At 41.1% G+C, this 21729-nt stretch carries 25 protein-coding genes and 1 pseudogene; 4 read left to right on the forward strand and 22 right to left on the reverse strand.

Going from position 1 to position 21729, the window contains the following annotated elements:
* The first annotated feature begins 74 nt into the window (after window positions 1-74).
* Entirely contained in the window at window positions 75-1559 is a 1485-nt protein-coding gene (locus NFS43_RS05570; protein WP_251550331.1) for an aldehyde dehydrogenase family protein, read from the forward strand.
* 116 nt (window positions 1560-1675) lie between these two features.
* On the opposite strand, the gene NFS43_RS05575 is transcribed toward NFS43_RS05570, so the two are convergent.
* Together NFS43_RS05575 and NFS43_RS05580 are read right to left on the reverse strand one after the other, a co-directional pair.
* A complete protein-coding gene (locus NFS43_RS05575) occupies window positions 1676-1900 on the reverse strand; it encodes a hypothetical protein (RefSeq protein WP_251550333.1) in 225 nt (74 codons plus the stop codon).
* 2 nt (window positions 1901-1902) lie between these two features.
* Window positions 1903-2223: a YbjQ family protein gene (locus NFS43_RS05580; RefSeq protein WP_251550335.1), complete on the reverse strand. Its 321-nt coding sequence runs from the start codon at window positions 2221-2223 to the stop codon at window positions 1903-1905.
* A gap of 419 nt (window positions 2224-2642) precedes the next feature.
* Between NFS43_RS05580 and NFS43_RS05585 the strand changes: the two genes are divergently transcribed.
* On the forward strand, window positions 2643-2981 hold the full coding sequence (locus NFS43_RS05585) for a replicative helicase loader/inhibitor (protein WP_251550337.1): 339 nt from the start codon (window positions 2643-2645) through the stop codon (window positions 2979-2981).
* A gap of 372 nt (window positions 2982-3353) precedes the next feature.
* On the opposite strand, the gene NFS43_RS05590 is transcribed toward NFS43_RS05585, so the two are convergent.
* The 5 genes from NFS43_RS05590 to NFS43_RS05610 form a co-directional block, all read right to left on the reverse strand.
* Complete coding sequence (locus tag NFS43_RS05590; RefSeq protein ID WP_251550339.1) at window positions 3354-4340, reverse strand: ring-cleaving dioxygenase; 987 nt, start codon at window positions 4338-4340, stop codon at window positions 3354-3356.
* Between the two features lie 293 nt (window positions 4341-4633).
* Window positions 4634-5320, reverse strand: coding sequence for an LrgB family protein (locus tag NFS43_RS05595; protein WP_251550341.1), 687 nt, complete (start codon window positions 5318-5320; stop codon window positions 4634-4636).
* The gene (locus NFS43_RS05600) at window positions 5298-5714 is read right to left on the reverse strand and encodes a CidA/LrgA family protein (protein ID WP_251550343.1); all 417 of its coding nucleotides are present in this window, start codon (window positions 5712-5714) and stop codon (window positions 5298-5300) included. The genes NFS43_RS05595 and NFS43_RS05600 overlap by 23 nt, the downstream gene beginning before the upstream one ends.
* Window positions 5715-5953: 239 nt before the next feature.
* On the reverse strand, window positions 5954-6670 hold the full coding sequence (locus NFS43_RS05605) for a ribulose-phosphate 3-epimerase (protein ID WP_251550345.1): 717 nt from the start codon (window positions 6668-6670) through the stop codon (window positions 5954-5956).
* Between the two features lie 152 nt (window positions 6671-6822).
* The gene (locus NFS43_RS05610; protein ID WP_251550520.1) at window positions 6823-7665 is read right to left on the reverse strand and encodes a DegV family protein; all 843 of its coding nucleotides are present in this window, start codon (window positions 7663-7665) and stop codon (window positions 6823-6825) included.
* 231 nt (window positions 7666-7896) lie between these two features.
* On the opposite strand from NFS43_RS05610, the gene NFS43_RS05615 reads away from it, so the two are divergent.
* On the forward strand, window positions 7897-8157 hold the full coding sequence (locus tag NFS43_RS05615; protein WP_251550347.1) for a hypothetical protein: 261 nt from the start codon (window positions 7897-7899) through the stop codon (window positions 8155-8157).
* 19 nt (window positions 8158-8176) lie between these two features.
* Here NFS43_RS05615 and mnhG read toward each other — a convergent pair whose 3' ends face one another.
* The 8 genes from mnhG to NFS43_RS05655 all read right to left on the reverse strand — a co-directional run bounded on the left by mnhG (window position 8177) and on the right by NFS43_RS05655 (window position 15585).
* A complete protein-coding gene (gene mnhG / locus NFS43_RS05620; protein ID WP_251550522.1) occupies window positions 8177-8533 on the reverse strand; it encodes a monovalent cation/H(+) antiporter subunit G in 357 nt (118 codons plus the stop codon).
* A complete protein-coding gene (locus NFS43_RS05625) occupies window positions 8517-8801 on the reverse strand; it encodes a Na(+)/H(+) antiporter subunit F1 (protein WP_251550349.1) in 285 nt (94 codons plus the stop codon). Before NFS43_RS05625 ends, mnhG begins: the two co-directional genes overlap by 17 nt.
* On the reverse strand, window positions 8801-9277 hold the full coding sequence (locus NFS43_RS05630; RefSeq protein WP_251550351.1) for a Na+/H+ antiporter subunit E: 477 nt from the start codon (window positions 9275-9277) through the stop codon (window positions 8801-8803). Before NFS43_RS05630 ends, NFS43_RS05625 begins: the two co-directional genes overlap by 1 nt.
* A 5-nt stretch (window positions 9278-9282) precedes the next feature.
* Window positions 9283-10770, reverse strand: a complete 1488-nt coding sequence (locus NFS43_RS05635; protein ID WP_251550353.1) for a Na+/H+ antiporter subunit D — start codon at window positions 10768-10770, stop codon at window positions 9283-9285.
* Window positions 10763-11104: a Na(+)/H(+) antiporter subunit C gene (locus NFS43_RS05640; protein WP_251550355.1), complete on the reverse strand. Its 342-nt coding sequence runs from the start codon at window positions 11102-11104 to the stop codon at window positions 10763-10765. Before NFS43_RS05640 ends, NFS43_RS05635 begins: the two co-directional genes overlap by 8 nt.
* Window positions 11104-11529, reverse strand: a complete 426-nt coding sequence (locus NFS43_RS05645) for a Na(+)/H(+) antiporter subunit B (RefSeq protein WP_251550357.1) — start codon at window positions 11527-11529, stop codon at window positions 11104-11106. Before NFS43_RS05645 ends, NFS43_RS05640 begins: the two co-directional genes overlap by 1 nt.
* Window positions 11526-13928 carry a Na+/H+ antiporter subunit A gene (locus NFS43_RS05650; RefSeq protein ID WP_251550359.1) on the reverse strand — a complete coding sequence of 801 codons (2403 nt, stop codon included), beginning with the start codon at window positions 13926-13928 and terminating at the stop codon, window positions 11526-11528. The genes NFS43_RS05645 and NFS43_RS05650 overlap by 4 nt, the downstream gene beginning before the upstream one ends.
* A gap of 289 nt (window positions 13929-14217) precedes the next feature.
* A complete protein-coding gene (locus tag NFS43_RS05655) occupies window positions 14218-15585 on the reverse strand; it encodes a dipeptidase (RefSeq protein WP_251550361.1) in 1368 nt (455 codons plus the stop codon).
* A 225-nt stretch (window positions 15586-15810) separates the two neighbouring features.
* Here NFS43_RS05655 and NFS43_RS05660 point away from each other — a divergent pair, with 225 nt between their 5' ends.
* Window positions 15811-16368, forward strand: coding sequence for an N-acetylmuramoyl-L-alanine amidase family protein (locus NFS43_RS05660; RefSeq protein ID WP_251550363.1), 558 nt, complete (start codon window positions 15811-15813; stop codon window positions 16366-16368).
* A gap of 232 nt (window positions 16369-16600) precedes the next feature.
* Here NFS43_RS05660 and NFS43_RS05665 read toward each other — a convergent pair whose 3' ends face one another.
* From NFS43_RS05665 to NFS43_RS05695, 7 genes and pseudogenes are all read right to left on the reverse strand, one after another.
* On the reverse strand, window positions 16601-17251 hold the full coding sequence (locus NFS43_RS05665; protein WP_251550365.1) for a DUF2306 domain-containing protein: 651 nt from the start codon (window positions 17249-17251) through the stop codon (window positions 16601-16603).
* Complete coding sequence (locus NFS43_RS05670; protein WP_251550367.1) at window positions 17245-17922, reverse strand: VC0807 family protein; 678 nt, start codon at window positions 17920-17922, stop codon at window positions 17245-17247. The genes NFS43_RS05665 and NFS43_RS05670 overlap by 7 nt, the downstream gene beginning before the upstream one ends.
* Entirely contained in the window at window positions 17897-18466 is a 570-nt protein-coding gene (locus tag NFS43_RS05675; protein WP_251550524.1) for a GNAT family N-acetyltransferase, read from the reverse strand. The genes NFS43_RS05670 and NFS43_RS05675 overlap by 26 nt, the downstream gene beginning before the upstream one ends.
* A 290-nt stretch (window positions 18467-18756) precedes the next feature.
* Complete coding sequence (locus tag NFS43_RS05680) at window positions 18757-19350, reverse strand: TetR/AcrR family transcriptional regulator (protein WP_251550369.1); 594 nt, start codon at window positions 19348-19350, stop codon at window positions 18757-18759.
* 23 nt (window positions 19351-19373) lie between these two features.
* A complete protein-coding gene (locus tag NFS43_RS05685) occupies window positions 19374-19538 on the reverse strand; it encodes a hypothetical protein (protein ID WP_251550371.1) in 165 nt (54 codons plus the stop codon).
* 28 nt (window positions 19539-19566) lie between these two features.
* Window positions 19567-20292, reverse strand: a complete 726-nt coding sequence (locus NFS43_RS05690) for a 3-ketoacyl-ACP reductase (RefSeq protein WP_251550373.1) — start codon at window positions 20290-20292, stop codon at window positions 19567-19569.
* Between the two features lie 111 nt (window positions 20293-20403).
* Window positions 20404-21669: pseudogene (locus NFS43_RS05695) on the reverse strand (MFS transporter).
* Window positions 21670-21729: the final 60 nt, after the last annotated feature.

Genomic DNA, 21729 nt, shown 5'->3' on the forward strand with positions numbered 1-21729 from the left:
TTTGGAAGGCGATCATAGAGCACTCAAACTTTCCATCAAGATATACATAGATTACTATTTTGAGGAGGAATTTTATGAGTCAATTAACTGCAGATTTAAAAGAAAAAGTAGAAAAGTTTTTAACCGGCAAGAAAAAGCTTTTTATTAATGGCGATTTTGTAGAAAGCAGATCACAAAAAACTTTTGATACTTACAATCCAGCTACTGGCGAGGTATTAGCATGTGTTTACGAAGCAGAGGCGGAAGATATTGATCTTGCAGTTAAAGCAGCCCGAAAAGCATTTGATGAAGGACCATGGTCGAAAATGAGCGCAGCCAATCGCAGCCGGCTTATGTACAAACTGGCTGATTTAATGGAGGAAAACAGTGAGGAACTAGCCCAATTAGAGACCTTGGACAATGGTAAGCCCATCCGCGAAACGACGAATGCCGACATCCCATTGGCAATTGAACATATGCGCTATTATGCAGGCTGGTCCACAAAGATTGTAGGTCAGACCATTCCTGTTAATGGACCATTCTTAAACTATACCCGTCATGAGGCTGTGGGGGTAGTTGGACAAATTATCCCTTGGAATTTCCCGCTTTTAATGGCGATGTGGAAGCTGGGGGCTGCTCTTGCCACCGGCTGTACGGTTGTTCTAAAACCTGCGGAACAAACCCCGCTTTCAGCACTTTACTTGGCTGAATTAATCCAGGAAGCCGGATTCCCTGCAGGTGTGGTGAACATTGTCCCTGGCTTTGGGGAAACAGCAGGCCAGCCATTGGTTGACCATCCTTTAGTGGATAAAATTGCCTTCACCGGTTCCACTGAGGTTGGAAAATTAATTATGGAAAAGGCCGCTAAAACATTGAAGCGTGTCACGCTGGAGCTCGGCGGAAAATCACCAAACATCATCCTGCCTGACGCCGATTTAACGAAGGCCATCCCAGGCGCACTTAACGGTGTGATGTTTAACCAAGGACAGGTTTGCTGTGCCGGTTCCCGTGTGTTTATTCAAAAGAAACAATTCGATAATGTGGTGGCTGACATGGCCAGTCACGCAAAGAATATTAAGCAAGGCGCCGGACTTCATGCTGATACCGAAATTGGGCCGCTTGTTTCGATTGAGCAGCAAAAACGGGTGCTGGGCTATATTGAAAAAGGATTGAACGAAGGGGCTCAGCTTGTAGTCGGCGGTGATAAGCCTCAGGAACAAGGCTATTTTGTCTCCCCTACTATTTTTGCGGATGTTCGTGATGAAATGACGATCGCCAAGGAGGAGATATTCGGACCGGTTATTTCCGCCATGCCATATGACGATTTGGATGAATTAATTAACCGTGCGAACAATAGCGAATATGGATTAGCTGCTGGCGTGTGGACACGCGATATCGCCAATGCCCATTATATTGCAAGCAAGCTCCGGGCTGGAACGGTTTGGGTAAACTGCTACAACGCCTTTGATGCGGCTTCCCCATTTGGCGGATATAAACAATCCGGCATTGGACGGGAAATGGGGTCCTATGCACTTAATAACTACACAGAAGTAAAGAGTGTCTGGGTTTCTTTGCAATAGAATAATTTAGCAGAAGGTGCTGGATTTCAGTGCCTTCTTTTTTTAAAATAAAAGTGCCTGATACCGCCCCGATGGCTGTCGAGATTCGACATTACTGGCAGTGCAGGCACCTGCTTTTATTCTTCCTTATAAAACCGCTCCCCCGTTTCCGGGTTAAAGTAAACGACTAATTTTTTCTTTGTGGTCGGATCGATGGAGGCTTCATTTGTCCGGAAGAAGCCTTCAGGCACTTGCTTCCCATGTTTTTTTCTGAAGCGGCGGTCCCAGATAAACCAAGATCCAATGATTAAAATAAGGACGATAAGGATTTGCAAGCCGAAATAGCCAAAAATCCACCCCATCGCTATTCCTTCTCTGCGATAACAGCTGTGCCATAGGCTACTATTTCACTCATATTTTGGCCGATTTCACCAGAATCAAAGCGCATCATAATAATGGCGTTTGCCCCCATCGCTTGGGCGTTCTGCACCATCCGATCAATGGCTTGTTTTCTGGCATCTTCCAGCATTTCTGTATATTGATTGATTTCTCCGCCTACAAGTCCCTTCAAGGAAGCTACGATATCTTTTCCAATTCCTCGGGCACGTACGGTCAATCCGAACACAGGACCCTTTACTTCGGTAATTTTATAGTTTGCAATTTTTTCTGTTGTGACAATAATCATGCTTTGATTCCCTCCTTATGGATATATGTTCATTGTACTTCCAGCTGACAGAATATACCATTGTTTAAAAATATTTTTGGTACTTAGTAGGGCAGGTCAGGAAGCTAGGATTCGCGGAGGACCATTTTCTTCTTTTTTCATATAGGAGGTCCTTCCTGAAGGACCTTTCATGACGACAGTTTTTTTGGTTCCACTGCTTTTTTGGCGCCTTGACCCTTTCCTCACTAGTTCTAAAAAACAAGCTTTCATCCCCATCATGAATAACTAGGATTCTAGGGCTTCGAGTGGCACCATATCTGGCTCTCATCTATGCCAGGAAAACTTTGAGCAGCACAACGTATGGCAAAAAGCCCTTATGGTCAAAACTAGAGGAGAGAAATAAATGGATACAGTCCAACGTGCTGCAGGAGGATCCGCAAATGACAAAGGATGAATTAATAAAACTATTAGTACTGATAGAGAACGTTTATCCCAAATTCACATTCAAGAATGAAACAATTCAACAATGGTTTGAATTTTGCGGTCAAATGGATTTTGAAAAAGTGATGGCCAAGCTGACAAAACACATCAGGAACAATCCATTTCCACCTGCAATTGCTGATATCGCCGTATTTCCTTACGAAAAAAATGAATCTCCACAACGCTTACAGAAATGGATGATGAAAGTGCGCGCGCGAATGGAACACGAGCATTGCAAAGCGAACCTCACTAAACTGCCATACTGGCTCGCCGAATACTCAGCAAGGAAAGGGGGATGAACCGTGGGCATCCTTGATGGCTACATTTTCAATGACCCGTTTCATGCCGGATGGATCTCCCAAAATCATGTACCCCTGAATCAGTTTACCAAAGAAAGCAGTAATAAGATCCCCATATAATACAAAAGATGCAATTCCAAATATTAGAATTGCACCTCTACTGTTTTTAAGCCTGCTTAATTAACTTTTCGCAAATAAGATTGATAGGATATTTTTAAAAGCAAAACTGGAGACGATATGACACTCTGCTTGATTTTTATGCCCATTCACCTTTTGCCAGAGCATTTGCTGACTGTTTACTTCCCTTTGGTTGGTTTGTCCAGATAATTTCTTAATCTTATTTTGATCAAATGGCCGCATTTCTTAACTTAATTAATCTTCGTATTCTTTTTCAAATACTTTAGTACTTCTTACTGTATCAAACGGCCGTACCAATTTTTCAATCTGTTCCCGTTTCGGCTCAAAAAATGGCGGCAGCGATAGTTTTTCACCAAGCGTTTCATAGGGCTCGTCCCCCATAAAGCCCGGCCCGTCTGTTGCTATTTCAAACAGGATTTGCGGATAGACATTGGTATACAAGGAGCCAAAATAATACCGTTCCACATAACCGGAATTCGGCAGACGGAAGGATTGCATCCGTTTCATCCATTCATCCAGTTCCGCACGGTCCTCCACACGGAACGCCGCATGGTGCACGGTTCCAAATCCCTGGCGGCCCCTAGGAAGAATCGTATTATATTCCACAATGACTGAAGCGCCATTACCGCCTTCACCTGTTTCAAACAAATGATAAGAACCTTCTTTAGCGGTTTCCTTAAATAATAAAACCTCCTCCATCAGTGCTTTGAAGTAATCCAGATTGGAGACTCTAACAAAGACCGGTCCCAATCCTGTAATCGCATATTCTAACGGGATAGGCCCTTTTTGCCAAGGAGTGCCGGCGGCAACACCTTGATTGTTTTCATCGGAAATCAATTGGTATTGTTGATCATCAAAATCCACAAAGGAAAGTGTTTTTTTGCCAAACTGTTCCTTAATCCCTGTATGCTCCACCTTTAATCGGTTAAAACGTTTGACCCAATAATCTAATGCAGCATCATTAGGAACCCGGAATGAGGTCTTTGAAATCTCGTCTGTCCCATGAACTCCTTTTGGGATTCCTGGAAAGTCAAAAAATGTCATGTCGGTACCAGGGGAGCCGACGTCATCTGTAAAATACAAATGATACGTTTGGATATCGTCTTGGTTCACGGTTTTCTTCACTAGTCGCAGACCCAAAACATTCGTGAAAAATTCATATATTTTTTCTGCACTGCTTGTAATGGCTGTAACGTGATGTACGCCTTTTAATTGGTTCATAATTAATTATGTCCTCCCATCATTTTTCGTTTTCCTTATTTTCTATATCTCAACCAAAATTATTATCTTTAATTCAAACATCTCGAATTTGAGATAATTATAAAACAAAAATTCTTTTGCGTCAATAATAAATATAAGCTCTTTAAGATCGCTTTGATCGCTTTCCTCCTTCTTTGATTTGCTATTTATAAAAAAACAGGGGCTGTCATATAAGGGGTCTGACTCCATGTGTAGTTCTGACACCTTTGCTCTTTGACAGCACCTGCCATCCCCTGCATTCAAATAAACACTATTTAAAATTGGATAAGAGGATAAATCCATGGGAGAAGGATGGAAGTAATAATCGCCGCAAATCCCATGGCCAGGCTTGAAACTGCCCCTTGGACAGGACCTTCCGTCATGATCTGGCTGGTGCCTATCCCGTGGGAAACAGTGCCAATACTTAGACCACGTGAAAACGGATCAGTAATTTTCATACATGTTAGTAGGATGGGACCCAACACTGCACCGAAAATGCCGGCTGTAATCACAAAGGCCGCTGCAAGGGCCGGATCCCCGCCAATAAGGGCGGCAGCTTCAATAGCAACAGGTGTCGTGACCGCTTTAACTGCGGATGCCGCTTGGATGGTATCAGATAATCCCAATGCCTTTGAGAGCCAAACGGCAGAAGTCATCGTTGCGATTGTGCCAATTGCCAGCCCCAGGACAGCTGGCTTCAATCTTTCCCGAATGATCGACTGATTTTTATACATAGGCAGCGCAAGAGCAACAGTAGCTGGACCTAACAGAAATGTCATCCAATCCTTTGCCGTTGCATATTGTTTATAGCTTATGTGCAATGAACTAAGAATGGCAATGATGACGATAGTCGCTGTTAAGATAGGTGTGGTGAATGGCGATGGAACATGTTTTGCCAGTTTGATTGCGCCTATATATACTGTGATCGTAATGAAAATGCTAAGCAGAGTGAGACTGTCCATGATTAGTCTTTTCCCCTCCAGTTGGATTTCTTTCCTTCTTCGTCAAATACTGAGTGGCTGCCGCACTTATCGCCAAACCAATTATGGTGCTGCCCGCAATCATTAGCAGCAGCTGCCATCCATTTGTCTTTATTAATCCTCCGTAGTTCATTAAGCCAACTGCAATTGGGACGAAGAAAAATCCTAAGTGCTTATTTAAAAAGGCTGCACCCTTCTCTATAAATTTCACCTGGATAATTTTGCAAACTAACATAACATAAAGAATAACCATTCCTAATACACTGGATGGAATCGGGATATGGAAGGTTTCAACCGCGTATTTTGAACATGCATAAATGGCCCAAATAAACACCAATTGGATAATGAATAGGAAAGCATTTTTCACAAAAGACATCCCTTTCTCTTTCCTTTTATTATGAATAATACTTTATCAAGGTCCATCAGATTTGAAAAGGAATAAAGTTCCATCTGCAGATTTCGAAGATCTGCTGCCAAGTAAACCCAAAAAAGGGCAGCCCTCACAAGGACTCACCCCGTTACTTTGGATTATTTTATGCGCCGGTCATTGTAAAAATCGGCCTATCAAGTTCCAGGCGGATTACTCAAAATGCCTTCTTCTTTCTGTATCATTGGCTAATTTTTACTTGGAATGGCCAAAAAGCCTTCTAATCTCTTCCGCGCCACAGGATCATCCGAATTGGCATTTTGCTTGGCAAGCCTTAACGCTTCTTCATAATTATCAGCATGGTAAATCCCTGTTCCAATGACAACCCCATCGGCCCCTGCCCCGATAAACTCAGAGCAATTCCCAGGTTTCATTCCTCCATCAATGATGATAGCAAGATTAGGATTCATTTTCTCGGCACGTTCTCTAAGTTGTTTAATCCGATCAATGGTTTCAGGAGATGGCTTTTGACCGCCAAATCCAACCTTGATAGACATTAACGTCAAAGCATCTATTGACGTAAATACCTCATCCGAAATGTTTTCAAGGGGGGTTTCTTTTAGAATAGCAATACCGGCCTGCAAACCTCTCGAGTGAATATACTCAATAATCGCAAGCGGATCCTTAGCAGCCTCTAAATGAAAAACAACCTGATCCGCTCCAGCATCACAATATTTTTTTACATGTTCCTCTGGAGAATTGACCATTAAATGCACTTCAATAGGCAGGCCTGTTATATTTCTAATTTCCAAAACTGTTTCTGGACTAAACGTCTCTCTTGGAACAAACTGTCCATCCATAACATCTATGCTAAAAGCATCGACCCCTGCCCGATCAACGTCCCGAATTTCATCTGGTAATCTCGACCAATCAGCATCGAGAATAGACGCGAGTATAATTCCCATAATTAATAGCACCTTCCTTAATATCGTAATTGCTTTATATCAAACTAAAATCAGCCAGTTCATAAGTCCACTCATTTTTCATTCCATATAGAGAATAAGGAAAACAACTCCATTTATTCTTTTCCTTTTACAGTATCGTTATACTGTTCGGGTTAGTTGGCCATAAATAATATTCCGAGTGTATTAGGGCCACAATGGGAAGAAATCGTACAGCCGGCCCGGGTAACCAAAATTTCTTTAAATTCCGCTAACTCTTCTATTGCATTCTTAACTAGTTCAATATTCTCGGGAGATGTGCCCGAATGGGTGATAAAAATCCTGTCAGTTTTTATATCAGCCTGCCCGCTTAGCTTATCCATAGTGTAATGTTTCAATGCCTTTGGCAGCGCACCTCGATATTTTTTTCCAACCTTCATATTTCCGCTTGCAGTGTCCACTTCAATACATGGTTTAATATTTAATAGATTCGCACTAAAAGCAGTAAGGGCAGAACATCTGCCTCCCTCACGAAGGTAGGTAAGATTATCAATGACAAAGCTTGCCTGAACTTTTGTCTTTATTTCATTGACCTCCTGATAGATCTGGGCTGCCGGCATTCCCTTGGCAATACGTTCAGCGGCTTCTATCACAAGAAGACCCATGCCTGTGGAAAGATTGCAGGAATCGATTGAATACACATGTCCAAGCTCCTGTGCAGCAATGCGGCTATTCTGGTAGGAAGAAGATAATCCGGATCCAAGGCTAATATGGATGACCTCATAGCCCTCATCTGTCCACCTTTTAAAATAATCGATATATTCTGCTGGATTAGGAGCTGATGTTTTCGGCAGCACACGCTGCCTCTGATATGTATCATAAATGTCGCCTGGCGTAATATCTACTCCATCTTTATATTGTTCGCCGCCTAAATTAATATGAAGCGGCTGACAATGCACTTGATATCGTTCTTTTAATCTATCATCAAGATCACACGTACTGTCTGCACTAAGAATCACTTTTCTCAATTTTTTTGCCTCCTATTTTAATAATGAACGAAATTATAAGAGCCATCAGCCATTAACGATCTTGCTTTCCCTTGTGCTTCTATTATTATTACAAGAATTAATCAAAAAAGCCATAGGAACGGTTTTCATGACTAAATATCCATGAAAACCGTTCCTATAGCTTTCCACTTTTATAACGCTCTATGGTTGTACAAACTAATCCTAAATGGAGGTGTACACTTAGTGAAAATAAAAATTGCCGTAAGCTTATTTATTTTTATATTTTTATTTTCAGCAGCCTTAATCCTGCAGATTAAAACCCAGCGGGAATATTTTGATAATCAACTGGAATCACATAAAAATCAATTGAACCTCGTTCCATTAAATACGCAAAATACTCCTGCATCAATTAATCCCAAGAAATTTTATGAGCCATTTAAACCAAGGGAATATATTCGGATTACAACTGTCCACGGGGATGGTTCTCGCGGCCAAAAGCCATGAGAACCGTCTCCATGGAACTTCACTCTTCATGTAATTTTTTTTGATATTCTTTCAGGTCATCTCTGACACTGCGATCCCAAAGTTTGACTCCTGAATTGTACGCAGCCCTATTAATCAGATGCCCCGAGATTGGAGAGGTCATAAAGAGAAAAACAATGCCAAGGATTAGCCTCGAATTAAAATGCCCTTCAAAAGAATAAAAGTACAAGAAGGTTCCCAATAAAATTGACATAACCCCTAGAGTAGCTGCTTTTGATGCAGCATGATTTCTTGTGTATACATCAGGAAGCCTAATAACTCCAAACGTTGCAATCAAGCAAAGTATCGCGCCTGCCAAGATAAAAAATCCAATGAGAAAATTAACGATGACTGTCACGTTCAATAATAACCCCCTTTTCCAAATATTTAGCAAAGGCAATCGTTCCAATAAAGGCCAAAATACCGATCAGAAGGATAATTTCAAGAAAAGCAGATGAATGCAGCACAATGGAAATGAGCGCTGTAATCGCTACAAGATTGACTCCAACCGCATCGAGGGCAATCACACGATCTGGTATGGCCGGTCCTTTGATAACCCGGTAAATAAGCCCCAGCATAGCAAGGGAACAGCATAGTAAAGCAATTCGAATCACGATGTCCAGCATTACCGGCTCACCTCCAAAATGGCTCGTTCAAACGTTTGTTTGATACTGCTGATTTCATCTTCCACTTCTCGAATATCCATCGCATGGACAAACAATGTCCGATTATCTTCCGACACATCAATCACCAATGTACCCGGTGTTAAAGTGATTAAACTGGATAAAAGCGTTATTTGCCAATCCTTCGTTAAGTCAGTCTGCAGGGCAAAGATACCGGGACTCATGTCTAATTTAGGTTTTAAAACGATTTTAACAATCGCAATATTTGACATAACCAGCTCTCTTAGAAAAATAAAAGTCAGTTTAAAAAAAGCCCATACTCTATAAAGGTAAAAACGGCTGTTGAAAAAACGGCGAAACACGAAAATGACCAGCAGCCCGAATAAGTAACCTTTGATAAAACTGATCGGGTCAAAACCTACCTTGATAAACATCCATAAGAAAGCCAGTACAATGTTAAGCAATATTTGAAAAGCCATTTTCATCACTCCTTTAGGACAGCATCTATATATATTTGAGGATCTAATAATGTGTCTGATGCCTGGCCAATATACGGCAAAATAGCTTCTGAATATAAACCATACAAGGCAGATATAGCCACTAATATAATCGGTGAAATCAGCAGCCATTTGACAGGCGCTTTCTCTTCCCCCTCAAAGGTGAGATTCTTCCCCCAAAAACCATTGATGAAAATTTTCATGACTGAAAATAATACTAGTAAACTAGACATCAGGACAATGGCCGCCCCGAAAAAGCTGTTTCCTTCAAATCCGCCTTGAATAATAAGCAATTTGCCGACAAATCCACTTAAAGGAGGAATCCCCGCTAAAGCCAAAGCTGCAATAAAGAAGGTCCATCCTAGTCCCGGATAGCGGCTGATGAGGCCGCTGAATTTTTTCAAATTAGCGGATCCCGTTATGGCAATAATGTTGCCAACAAGCAGGAACAGGGCGGCCTTAATAATCATATCGTGGATCAAATAATACACCGCTCCTTTTATGGAAGCAGGATTCATCACTGAAACGCCATAAAGGATGGCCCCTACTGCAACGATAATATTATAGATAATGATTTTTTTTACGTCCCAATACGCGATGGCTCCAATAACACCAACGATGATCGAAAGAATCGCCAGTATCGATAAAAGCTGAAAAACAAATCCATCATGGTAAAAGAACAACGTAAACGTTCTCGTAATCGAATAAACGCCGACTTTTGTTAATAAAGCACCGAAAAGCGCTAATACAGGGGCAGGCGGTGCATAGTATGAGCCCGGCATCCAAAAGAAGAGCGGGAAGATCGCTCCCTTAAGTCCAAAGACAATTAAAAACATAACAGCTATGACGCTAACTATCCCCGGCATTCCATAGCCGCTTATTGCACTGATGCGCTCCGAAATATGAGCCATATTCAGTGTGCCGGCAACAGAATAAAGCAAGGCAACCGCTATGACAAACAAAGCAGATGAAATGACATTTACGAGCAAATATTTAATCGATTCCCTCAATTGGATCTTGGTTCCTCCAAGCACTAATAAAACGTAAGAAGACATAAGCATCACTTCAAAAAACACAAAGAGGTTAAAGATATCCCCTGTCATAAAGGCTCCATTCACCCCAACCAGCAAGAAGCTAAAAACTGGGTAATAGTAATAGTTTTCCCGTTCATTCCCAATCGATTTAAACGAATAAAGCAAACAAGCGAGCGCCATGATACTGGTTGTGCATACTAACATTGCTGAAAGCATATCGGATACCAATGTAATACCAAACGGGGCATCCCAGCTGCTGATATTAAGGGACTGAATCCCATCCTGATGGACTTTATGGATGATGATTGAGGATACAATCAGCGTCCCGAGGGATGAAATAACAGCTACTATCCGCTGGACAGCTATTTTTTTGTGTAAACAGATTAAGATTGCCCCGGTTAATAAAGGGATGAATATGGGTAAAATGATTAAATTAGTCATTTGGTTCTGTTCCTTTCATTTCTTCCACATTATCCGTTCCTAATTCTTGATAGGCCCGATAAGCCAAAACCAAGAAAAAGGCCGTAACGCCAAAGCTAATCACTATGGCTGTTAAAATTAATGCTTGCGGCAGTGGATCTGTATAGTTTTTTGCATGTTCTCCCAACAATGGGGCTGAACCTCTTTTCAATCCCCCCATAGTTAAAATAAGCAAGTGGGCACCGTGGCTTAATAAACCGGTCCCGACAATAATGCGCAGCAAGCTTTTTGACAGCATTAAATACGTAGCGGACATAAATAAGATGCCTATGACAAAAGCCATTAAAATTTCCATTATTCATCCTCCCCTATCGTTTGAATAATGGTCATCGTCACACCGACCACAACAAAATATACCCCTAAATCGAAAAGGGTTGCCGTATGCAGGGATAGATCCCCCAATACAGGCAGTTCTACATGTGTAAAAGCATGTGTTAAAAAGGGAACATTAAAAAAAAGAGAACCCGCACTTGTCCCAATCGCAAACAATAATCCAATCGCCGTGATAATCCGGTAGTTAATCGGCAAAATTCTTTGCACCGTTTTGATATCATAGGTGATCAGCAATAAGACAATAGCCCCCGAGGTCATTAACCCGCCGATAAAGCCGCCGCCTGGATAATAGTGGCCGGCTGTAAAAATATAGACTGAATAGAGGACGATGAAAAAAAGAAGGGCTTTTAACGCTGTTTCGAGAATGATATTGTTGGTCTTTTTCATCCTTCTTTCCTCCTATTCCCTCTTAATTTGATCATTCCGTAGATTCCCAATGAGGCAATCGCCAGAACGGTAATCTCAAAAAGGGTATCAAAACCGCGGAAATCAACGAGAATGACATTGACCATATTCTTTCCGGCTGCCTTTTCGTACGTATTTTCTACGTAATATTTCGATATAGAATCAAACAGCTTATTGCTATGTGCAGATAGAGCCATTACCGTGACGACTGCTCCAACTCCAATAGAAATGAGCGCATTCGTTAGTTTAAATCTGATCCTAGTTTCATATTTGCGCAATTTTGGCAGGTGATAAAAACAAACTAAAAACAGCGCAACAGAAATCGTCTCGATCACCAGCTGTGTCAATGCCAAATCTGGCGCCCTAAAGAGAACATAGAACAATGAAACGGTATAACCAACGGCCCCAAGCAAAATAATCGACGTCATTCTAGATTTAACAAACAGAATGCTGATAGCGCCTGCGGCCACAAATAGGGCTAAAATCCATTCATATATCCCTATGGCCGAAACATTTCCCGTATCGACCTTAAGGGCCCCTTTTCCAATGAGTGTGGCTGTTAATATAAAAATAAAGAAAGCAAATATATAAACCAAATAGGAATGAATGGAACCGGTCATAAACGATTTTGTTAATTTATACGATCCGGATTGGGCCCCCTCTACTAACTGGTCATATAAGCGAAATAATGACATCCTCTCCGGAATTTTTGAATAAAGTGTTTTCCACTTTGGAAAGGTTCGATAAAGGATGATCCCCAATATAACCACGCCCAAAGTCATAAATACCTCAATGGTAAACCCATGCCAGGACGAAATATGAACCGTAAACTCTTCACCTGCACCCAACAGGCCTGGGAGAATCTCGGCCATGGCAGGCGAGATCAGGCTATCTGATAACAGATTGGGGAAAAGCCCAAAAATGACCACAAGGGAAACTAAAATGACAGGCGGAATTAACATCCCTAAAGGCGCCTCATGCGGCTGCCGATCCAATTTTTCCAGCTGAACGTTTCCTGTGAATGTTTTAAAAATAAGAATCATGCTGTAAACGAATGTAAAGACACTGGCGACCCAGGCAATTACGGGAAATAAAATCCCCCATGTTTCAAGGTGAAATAGATCCATCTCCGTTACACGGACCATTCCTGTAAAGAACATCTCTTTACTCAGGAATCCATTAAACGGCGGGATTCCGGCCATCGAGAAAGCCCCGATAATCGAGACCGTAAAGGTGATCGGCATAAAAGTCATCAATCCGCCCAGTTTCCGGATATCCCTTGTTCCAGTTTCATGATCGATAATTCCCACTGCCATAAACAAACTGCCTTTGAAGGTGGCATGGTTAATTAAATGGAAAATGGCAGCTGAAACGGCCACAATATAGATATTTTCATCCAAATCAGCATAGTGAAGAGCAGCTGACCCCACCCCAAGCAATGACATGATCAGACCAAGCTGGCTAACAGTAGAAAAGGCAAGAATCCCTTTTAAATCGGTTTGTTTTGCTGCAAAGATGGATCCCCACGTCAAGGTAATCAACCCAATTCCGGAAACGAGCCAAAACCAAACCCCAGAATCGCCAAATACCGGAGTGAATCTTGCCACTAAATATATCCCCGCCTTCACCATTGTCGCCGAATGTAAATAGGCGCTTACTGGTGTTGGAGCTTCCATGGCATCTGGCAGCCAGATATAGAAAGGAAATTGAGCGGACTTTGTAAAGGCACCCAATAAAATACAAAGCAAAGCAGGTATAAATAAGGAATTCCCCCATATGCTGTGTGATTCGGCTGCGATTTCCGATATACTGAAGGTTCTTGTCATGATATATAAAAGGATAATGCCCCCGAGCATAGCCAGGCCGCCAAACACCGTAATCAGCATTGACTTCTGTGCGCCATATCGAGATTGTTCCCGTCCATACCAGTAGCCAATTAATAAAAACGAAGAGAAACTGGTTAATTCCCAGAAAGCATACATTACAATCAAATTGTCGGATAAGACCACACCAAGCATCGCTCCCATAAACAACAATAGATAGACATAGAAAGATGGAAGCTTTTCTTTCATCCTATCTAGGTAATAAATCGAATAAAAAACGACTAATGCCCCAATACCGGTGATTAACAGGGCAAATAAAAGGCTGAGCCCATCTGCTTTTGCCGTAAAATTTATACCTAAAGATGGAATCCAATTAAAGGTTTCTGTAACCATTTTTTGATTTGAGGTTACTGGCAAGAAGGAAAGAAAATAGATAAACAAAAGAATGGGCAGGGGAAGAATAAACCATCCCGTGTGGATACGATGAAATTTTTTAAAAAATATCATAAATAATGAATAGATCAAGGGCGAAAGGATCGCCAAATGCAGAAAAGACAAAGCAAAACCTCCTTATACGTCCAGTTATATCCTCCAAATAGATTTCATTATTATCATTTGTAATAAACTTGGAGAAATACAAAGAGGAGTCTGGCATCAAAGGGCATAGTAATCCCTAAGTGACAGACTCCTCCATGAACTTCCAATATAAATATATGAATATATTATAACATATTTTCCAGCTGAAAAAAAGTGTGTATTTCAACCTGTTTTTTCATCTTTAAAAATATTGCAAATAAAGAGGACTGTTCCCTTTGCTAAAATCACGAGAACAGTCCCCACAGTCTCTTTATTTTTGAATTAGATTTAAAAAGGAACAAATGGTTAAGATGCCCTTGTCAAAGTTTTCTAAGTTAAAATGTTCATTCGGAGCATGAAGATTTTCATCCGGCAGACCAAATCCCATTAAGACAACAGGACTATTCAGCGCTTGACTGAAATCTGATACGATTGGAATCGAGCCGCCTTCTCTTTTATAAACAGGCGATTTCCCATACACCTTTTCATAGGCTTCCGCTGCTTTTTGAATCATCGGACTGTCAATAGGAGTGAGGAATGGATTGCCCGTATCCCCAAGAGACACTTGGATTGTGCAGCCTTTTGGCGCATTCTCTTCCAAATGCTTTTTGATCAATTCCTGTATCTGTTCAGGATTTTGATTATGGACGAGACGGCAGGTAATTTTCGCATGCGCCTTATTTGGAATCACAGTTTTTGTGCCTTCCCCTTGGAATCCTCCCCATAATCCATTAATTTCTAATGTTGGCCGGGAACTGACTCTCTCTGGATAAGGATAATTGTTTTCCCCTCCCGTTAAATCCGTTAGACCTAACGATTTTTTTAGCTTTTCTTGATCAAAGCCTAATGCTTTAATTTGTTCCTTTTCAAATTCTGTCAGATCCACGACATCATCATAAAAATGGTCCACATTTACTTTTCCGTTTGCATCATGAAGGGTTGAAAGCAGCTGCACCAATAAATGGCTGGCGTTCTGTACTCCCCCGCCAAACATGCCTGAGTGCAAGTCAGAATTAGCGGTTTTAAGGGAAAATTCCAGCGAACAAAGCCCTCTTAATGAATAGGTGATAGCAGGGACGCCTCTATCCCACATATCAGAATCGGAAATAACGACCACATCACAGGCCAGTCTTTCTTTGTTGTCGAATAAAAACTGCGGTAGATTCGGACTGCCGATCTCTTCTTCTCCTTCAATGCAGAACTTAACGTTTACTGGTAACTTGCCTTCTGATTGCAATAGTGTTTCCACTGCTTTGATATGTAAAAACGTCTGTCCTTTATCATCTGTTGCCCCTCTGGCAAATATCTTTTCATCACGGATGGCTGGCTCGAACGGAGGAGTTTCCCATAAATCAATTGGGTCCACAGGCTGTACATCATAATGGCCATAGACTAACACTGTTGGGGCATTTTCCTGATGCAGCCAGTCGGCATAAATAATCGGATGGCCTTTTGTCTGGACAATTTCTACATGCTCCATTCCGATGCTTTCTAATTTGCCGGCAATCCAAGAAGCTGCTTTTTGAATGTCCTCATTATACTCAGAAATCGCACTAATGCTGGGAATTCGGAGCAATTCTTTTAATTCTTCAATATTCTTATCGTGATTTTTCGATAAGACCTCAGATAATTGACTCATGCTATCACCTTTTCTATTTTAGTTTCTATTCTATTTTATACAAAAAAATGAAGAAAACCAACGGGACCGTGGGGACGGTTCTTCTGGATTTGATTGACCGGCTCTTAGTATAAGCCATATAGGACGTCCCTTGCTGCTGGGGGCTTGACCATTTTATACGAAAAGAATCACAGTTCCATCTCGTCCACATAGAATAAAGTAAACGAAAAGAAAGGAGTTAGTAGATTGGTCAAAATCTTTATTGATGCAGGACACGGCGGCTCTGATACTGGAGCGACAGGAAACGGTCTGCAAGAGAAAGACGTGACATTGCAGATTGCAAGGAAAATTGAAGAACAATTAAAAGGCTATGAAAATGCAGAAGTGAAGTTGAGCAGAACAGATGATCAAACGGTAAGTTTGCAGCAGAGAACCGATATGGCAAATTCATGGGGTGCTGATGTTCTACTGAGCATTCACTTGAATAGTTCCTCTAGTTCAGAGGCAAGAGGTTTTGAAAGTTATCGTTATCCCAATGCGGGTTCTAGAACGGTCCAATTTCAAGACATTCTCCATGCAGAAATCATGGAGAGAATTGATAATTTTACAGATGATAACAGAGGAAAACAACAAGCCAACTTTCATATGCTAAGAGAAAGCAACATGACGGCATGTCTAACAGAAAACCTATTTGTTTCAAACAAACAGGACTCAGATTTGTTGAAAGACGAAAACTTCCTTAATGAGCTTGCGGCAGGGCATACAAATGGATGTGTTCGGTTTTTTGGCTTAAAAAAAAAGTAACGAATAAGCAAGGATTCTTCAAATCTATATCCCCCTCAAAAATGATTAATCTTCTTCATCCAAAGCATTTATTAAAAATCCCCGGTCTCTTCAAGCCAACAAACTGGAAAAACGTCTTAATCATCGCTTGGAATATTCTTAAAGGTCTATTAATAAGAAAATAGGATCATAAATATAGACAGTTCTAGTGGCTTTTGGCTGGAATGAATCCCGCCAAAAACCACTGGAAATGTCAAATTTCTTTTACAGGATGTTTAGCCGTAAAAGCACGAGATTGTTTGTGGAGATAGACTTCCGTTATCAGCAAGTTGATCAAAATGGAAAGATACACTGCCAACGGGAACGAAACACGAAAGGTAGCATGTGTCAAAAGTTGAATGAAGAGAAGAAAAATCCGGAATGTGACAAATACAAATGTCACGGCATAGCTTCGAAGCATCCATTCACGGTGCTTCGTTACATTTTTACGTCTGATGTAGAATATGGCAACGGCAGTAGTCAGAAACCAAACCATATCCAGGACAAGGAAGGCAATCGTAGAACCAATTCCGCCAGTTGCGTATAATGAAATATATGGAACCACTAAAACATTACCGAAAATGGCTAATCCATAAATACGACCTAACTGCCGATGCCGCTTTCGATTTTGGCGGCTCTTGTTTGTTAATTGATAGGCTCCAATTAATAAGGCAAGGACACCCAGCAGAATATGCGGATAGAAAAACAGCTTCCAAATCGCATATGGAAAAGTGGGATCCTGCAGCTTGGAAGAAACAATTCCTGCCTGGCTGGGCTTATAAATGATAAATTGAATCACAATATACATGGTAAATAAATACGCTAATCCATAAATAACGGGCAGTAGGATTCTCTTATTTAACATAAATTCTCCTCTATGCTTTTTTCGCAAGTAATTAATTCCTTAAAACGTTTCTGGGAGTGTTTTCGGTAAACAACGGTAAAGCTGATCGCAGCTCCAATGAACCCGTACATGACAAAATTGGAAACAGCCAAGAATTGCGTAACCGTTAATTTAAAGACAAGAACCGTACGTACGGCGGATTCTCCAATTAACGCCAATCCCCAAACAATGGTAATTAATCTTAAAACAAAACGAAAGTAACTATATTTCCAATTGTCAGCGAAAGCCGAAGCCGCATCCGGTTGATTCCCAACCGTAAACCGAAGAGCAAAATAGAAAATAAGCGGTCTGGGAAATAGCAGTGAGGCGAGGAAAATCATCCCCAAAATGCCTGTAACAAAAGATTCCCGAATTAGAAGCAATCGTTCACTTCCCCCGATACTAACCATCATCATCCCAAGCAGGAAGCTAATCAGCATAAATACAGCGAAAACATCGAGTCTTCTTTTTTTAATCAGACTTAGCAAATTGTCAAATAACGGAATAACAGTTGCTATGGATAGAGCAGTTACACTTGACATGTGCGGCTTTAATGCTGCGTAAACAATAAACGGAATAGCCCCGTTTATCAAAAGAGTCATAACAATGCCCTTTATTATTTCTTTTTTAGAATGCGGCCTCGCTTGATTCATCTACAATCCCTCTTTTCTCCTCAATTAACTTTTGATTTCTAGACGATAAAATCTTTTCATAACACTGAAATGGGTGCTTGCGGAATGGATAATGAATTTTTCCAACCGGAGAGTAATCCGACCGTTCATATATCTTGATAGCAGCCGGATTCTCCATATAGGCATCTAAGCGGATACTGGTATATCCATTGGATTTCACCCACGCCTCAGCATGTTGAAGAAGCAGTTTACCAATGCCTTTTCCTTGCGAATCAGGATGGACTGCCAATCGATGGATGACAGCGGGCTTCCCATTAGAATCCAGCCAAGGAAGTTCTTTATATTTTGAGCTTTGGTCTTCATTTACTACAATGGCACCAAGGCAAAATTTATTATGGAAAATGGCATGCAAATGGCCTTGTTTCAAGTCCTTTGAAATGACCCATCTGTTGGGGTAAAACAGGTCCCATTGGTGCACACCCTTTTTTCTCAGGTGGCCGGTGACAGTTTTATATAATGATTTTACCGATCTCAAGTCATCGATCGAGGCCACTTCAATGTTCATCAATATTATTTCCCCCTTTAAGTTTTATGGTCAAACAACTCCTTCGCATTCAATGGATAAGGCACCGCACCATTATGAATGTAATAAATGCTCCGATTTGGATCTCTAAACAAACCGACTTGCGGTTTGTTTGTTTTAAAAATAATTTGGTGATTACACGATATATTATTAAGCAATTTCACAAACCAACCGCCAACTCATCTTACGATTTTGATTATACATACCGTCGGTCGGTTCGTCAATAAAAATTTGGAAATTTTATCCCATTTATTTTTTCAATACTCTCTTCATTATTGGAGTGAACGCAGCAAGAACTTAAATATATCTTCAACATTTACCTGTTGCCCTGTATTCTTCCCTATGATGTTTTGCACTCTGAGTCCATAATTGAATACCATAAAAAGCGAAGCCATTTTTTCAGCATTTATGCCTTCAGGAATTGCCCCTGCTTTTTGTCCAATTTCAATCCAGCTTCTGGCTGTCTTTAAAGAAAAGCCATACATCTCCTTAAGTATGGACTCCACTTTCGGATTATCAATTCGTCCCAGTAAATAAGTCATGATTTTACTGGATATATCCTGTCCCTCTGTTTGTGCCGCCATCCCTTCGGCAATAAACTGTATAGGCAGAACAGCATCTTTAGGAGGCGTGTTTTTGACAACATCGTTAAAATGGTTATTCATTTGTTCCATTTTCGATTTAAGTACTAATCCAAATAATTCATCCTTACCCGATACATAATGATAAATCGCACCTTTGGACAAACCGGATCGTTCGATAATATCCTGTAAAGTTGTTTTTCGGCATCCTTTTTCATTAATTAATAGTTCTGTTGTATCCAGAATATGCTGGAAGCTGGCATTTCTTTGTAAAGGATTGGTCATAATAAACCTCCAAGCTATTGGCTTTAAAACTTAAGATTAGCCTCCGTATCAAACCGGCGGTCGGTATAATACATATTAAAAAATATAGGATTATTTGTCAAACGGCAAGCCTCCTTTTTTTTCGAGCCATTGAACCATGGGGACGGTTCTTCTGGCTCCCGATTGACTGAAATCTCTTCATAAGCCATGAGAACCGTCCCTTTGGATTCTTTGGATTTAGAATGGGTTCGTCGCCAGCATGCTGGCTGTTTTCACATAAATACGTGGATGCAATTTTAATTGGGAGACGATAAATTCAGCAATGTCTTCCGGCTGCATATATTTTTGGTCATTGTTCTCAGCAATTAAGTTCGTCTTAACTGCCAGTTCAGTAGCAACGGTGCTCGGCGTCAATGCAGTCACGCGGATATTATTTCTCCGGACTTCCTGTGCCAATGATTCCGTTAAGCCAATTAATCCAAATTTGGATGCGCTATAGGCACTGGATGTGGCCGCACCATTTAGCCCATTTGTAGACGAAATATTGATGATGTCGCCGCCGTTTTTCTCTATTAATTGAGGAAGAACCGCACGTGTGACATAATATGGTCCCATTAAGTTAACATCAACGATTCTCTTCCATTCCTCCGGATCCATCTCTAAAAGGGTTTCAAACTTGCCAATTCCTGCATTATTAATCAGGATATCAGCTGCCCCTAATTCCTCCGTTAATTTTTTCACTGCCTGGTTTACTTCTTCCTGAGACGAAATATCCACGGCCGCATAAGCCGCTTTCACCCCTAAGCCTTCTACTTCTCTTGCTGCTTCCTTTAAGTCAGCCTCTGTTCTTGCAAGCAGCCCGACATTTACTCCTTCATTTGCCAAAGCAAGTGCAGCCGCCCTGCCAATTCCTTTTCCCGCACCAGTTACAAATGCCACTTTCCCTTTTAATGATTGTGCCAATTTCAACAACTCCTTCCTATCTCATTATAATATTATGGGAAAATTTTTCTATCAGTATGCTCTAAGACCATGAGGGAGGTTGTACTAGTTTTTTGATTGACTGCAGACCCTTTAAAAGCCTTGAGAACCGTCCCTATGGACCACCAATGCAGGTTTTCCCGCAAGGATAAGCTCTTTGCTTCGGCCTAGCAGAACAGCCAGTATGACAATCAATAACCCTGTTCCCATTAGCAGCCATTCGATTTTGATGATATCTGCGATTGGACCAAAAATAAGCATTCCAAGCGGCATCATTGAGGTTGAAATCATCCCCATTACACCAAAAACTCTGCCTAAATACTCTTCTTCTACCTTCTCCTGCAGCAAAACGGTAGCCGGTGTATTAAATATAGGCATAGCCACCCCGAATAAAGCCATGAAAATCAAATAAATCCAAAAGAACGGAACGATACCTAGCGCCAATGTACAGACTCCCATTATCACACTTGCGAATCCCATCGTTTTCACTTTATTTTGAAAACCTCCCCAGGAAGCAATCAGTCCTCCACCAGCCATCATGCCAATGGAAAAGGCAATTTCGATTGCCGTCAGCTGCCATACATCATTGCCAAAACTTCAGGCAACCTGTAATGGCGTCAAAAATGCCGCAGGTGCCATCAAGACAAAGAAGACTGCAAAAAACAGGAAGAATTTCTTTAGAAAACCATGGTTATTCACATACTGTAAGCCTTGTTTGAAATCACTGAAGTAGCTCGTTGTTTGTTTCTCTTTTGCCTTTTCATGGACATCGATTTTTAAAAAGGCCAGCAAAGTGAAAATGGCCAGAGCCGCCGTGATGACATCAATAAAAAATATTACTTCAATCGAGGCTAATCCCAAAAGGGCTGCACTTACAATCGGAGAAATAAACATGATAACCGCTTGAATACTTCCATTCACTCCGTTCACCTTTGTCAGTTTTTCTTTCGGAACCAGCTGCGGTAATATAGCCCCGACTGCAGGGGTTTGAATTCCAGTTCCAAAAGCACGAATTGCCGCCATCACAAACAGCAGCCAAATCGCATCAAACCCTGCCAAAAAGAGAATGGCAAGGATGAGCGTAGCAATGGCAATCAGTCCATCTGAAAGGATAATCAGCATTTTCCGGTTGTAGCGATCTGCCCAGACCCCCGCAATCGGTGACAAAATAAAGGTGGGAATAAAACCGCAAATGATATATAACGTCATCATCAAACCAGATTCTGTCTTTAGCGTTATATACCACATCATGGCGTATTGAATCAATGAAGATCCAAACAGCGAAATCGACTGACTACTAAAAAAGAGAATAATATTCTTTAACCAATTCTCCTTGAGATCGTTATTTAAGGTGGTCATGAAATCACAACTCATTTCTATTAAAATTTATTGAAACACTTTTCACCTTCATTCAAAACA

This window comes from Neobacillus muris (assembly GCF_943193175.1).
GTDB lineage: Bacteria > Bacillota > Bacilli > Bacillales > Cytobacillaceae > Neobacillus > Neobacillus muris.

What these genes read in the sequence shown, in the direction of transcription:
- NFS43_RS05585 (WP_251550337.1), top strand. Translation starts at nt 2,643, where the DNA reads ATGACAAAGGATGAATTAATAAAACTATTAGTACTGATAGAGAACGTT.
- NFS43_RS05580 (WP_251550335.1), bottom strand. Translation starts at nt 2,223, where the DNA reads ATGATTATTGTCACAACAGAAAAAATTGCAAACTATAAAATTACCGAA.
- NFS43_RS05570 (WP_251550331.1), top strand. Translation starts at nt 75, where the DNA reads ATGAGTCAATTAACTGCAGATTTAAAAGAAAAAGTAGAAAAGTTTTTA.
- NFS43_RS05635 (WP_251550353.1), bottom strand. Translation starts at nt 10,770, where the DNA reads ATGACTAATTTAATCATTTTACCCATATTCATCCCTTTATTAACCGGG.
- NFS43_RS05600 (WP_251550343.1), bottom strand. Translation starts at nt 5,714, where the DNA reads ATGTCTTTTGTGAAAAATGCTTTCCTATTCATTATCCAATTGGTGTTT.
- NFS43_RS05625 (WP_251550349.1), bottom strand. Translation starts at nt 8,801, where the DNA reads ATGCTGGACATCGTGATTCGAATTGCTTTACTATGCTGTTCCCTTGCT.
- NFS43_RS05630 (WP_251550351.1), bottom strand. Translation starts at nt 9,277, where the DNA reads ATGGCTTTTCAAATATTGCTTAACATTGTACTGGCTTTCTTATGGATG.
- NFS43_RS05655 (WP_251550361.1), bottom strand. Translation starts at nt 15,585, where the DNA reads ATGAGTCAATTATCTGAGGTCTTATCGAAAAATCACGATAAGAATATT.
- NFS43_RS05640 (WP_251550355.1), bottom strand. Translation starts at nt 11,104, where the DNA reads ATGGAAATTTTAATGGCTTTTGTCATAGGCATCTTATTTATGTCCGCT.
- NFS43_RS05685 (WP_251550371.1), bottom strand. Translation starts at nt 19,538, where the DNA reads ATGGCTTATGAAGAGATTTCAGTCAATCGGGAGCCAGAAGAACCGTCC.
- NFS43_RS05680 (WP_251550369.1), bottom strand. Translation starts at nt 19,350, where the DNA reads ATGACCAATCCTTTACAAAGAAATGCCAGCTTCCAGCATATTCTGGAT.
- NFS43_RS05595 (WP_251550341.1), bottom strand. Translation starts at nt 5,320, where the DNA reads ATGGACAGTCTCACTCTGCTTAGCATTTTCATTACGATCACAGTATAT.
- NFS43_RS05605 (WP_251550345.1), bottom strand. Translation starts at nt 6,670, where the DNA reads ATGGGAATTATACTCGCGTCTATTCTCGATGCTGATTGGTCGAGATTA.
- NFS43_RS05670 (WP_251550367.1), bottom strand. Translation starts at nt 17,922, where the DNA reads ATGAATCAAGCGAGGCCGCATTCTAAAAAAGAAATAATAAAGGGCATT.
- NFS43_RS05675 (WP_251550524.1), bottom strand. Translation starts at nt 18,466, where the DNA reads ATGAACATTGAAGTGGCCTCGATCGATGACTTGAGATCGGTAAAATCA.
- NFS43_RS05665 (WP_251550365.1), bottom strand. Translation starts at nt 17,251, where the DNA reads ATGTTAAATAAGAGAATCCTACTGCCCGTTATTTATGGATTAGCGTAT.
- NFS43_RS05645 (WP_251550357.1), bottom strand. Translation starts at nt 11,529, where the DNA reads ATGAAAAAGACCAACAATATCATTCTCGAAACAGCGTTAAAAGCCCTT.
- NFS43_RS05575 (WP_251550333.1), bottom strand. Translation starts at nt 1,900, where the DNA reads ATGGGGTGGATTTTTGGCTATTTCGGCTTGCAAATCCTTATCGTCCTT.
- NFS43_RS05590 (WP_251550339.1), bottom strand. Translation starts at nt 4,340, where the DNA reads ATGAACCAATTAAAAGGCGTACATCACGTTACAGCCATTACAAGCAGT.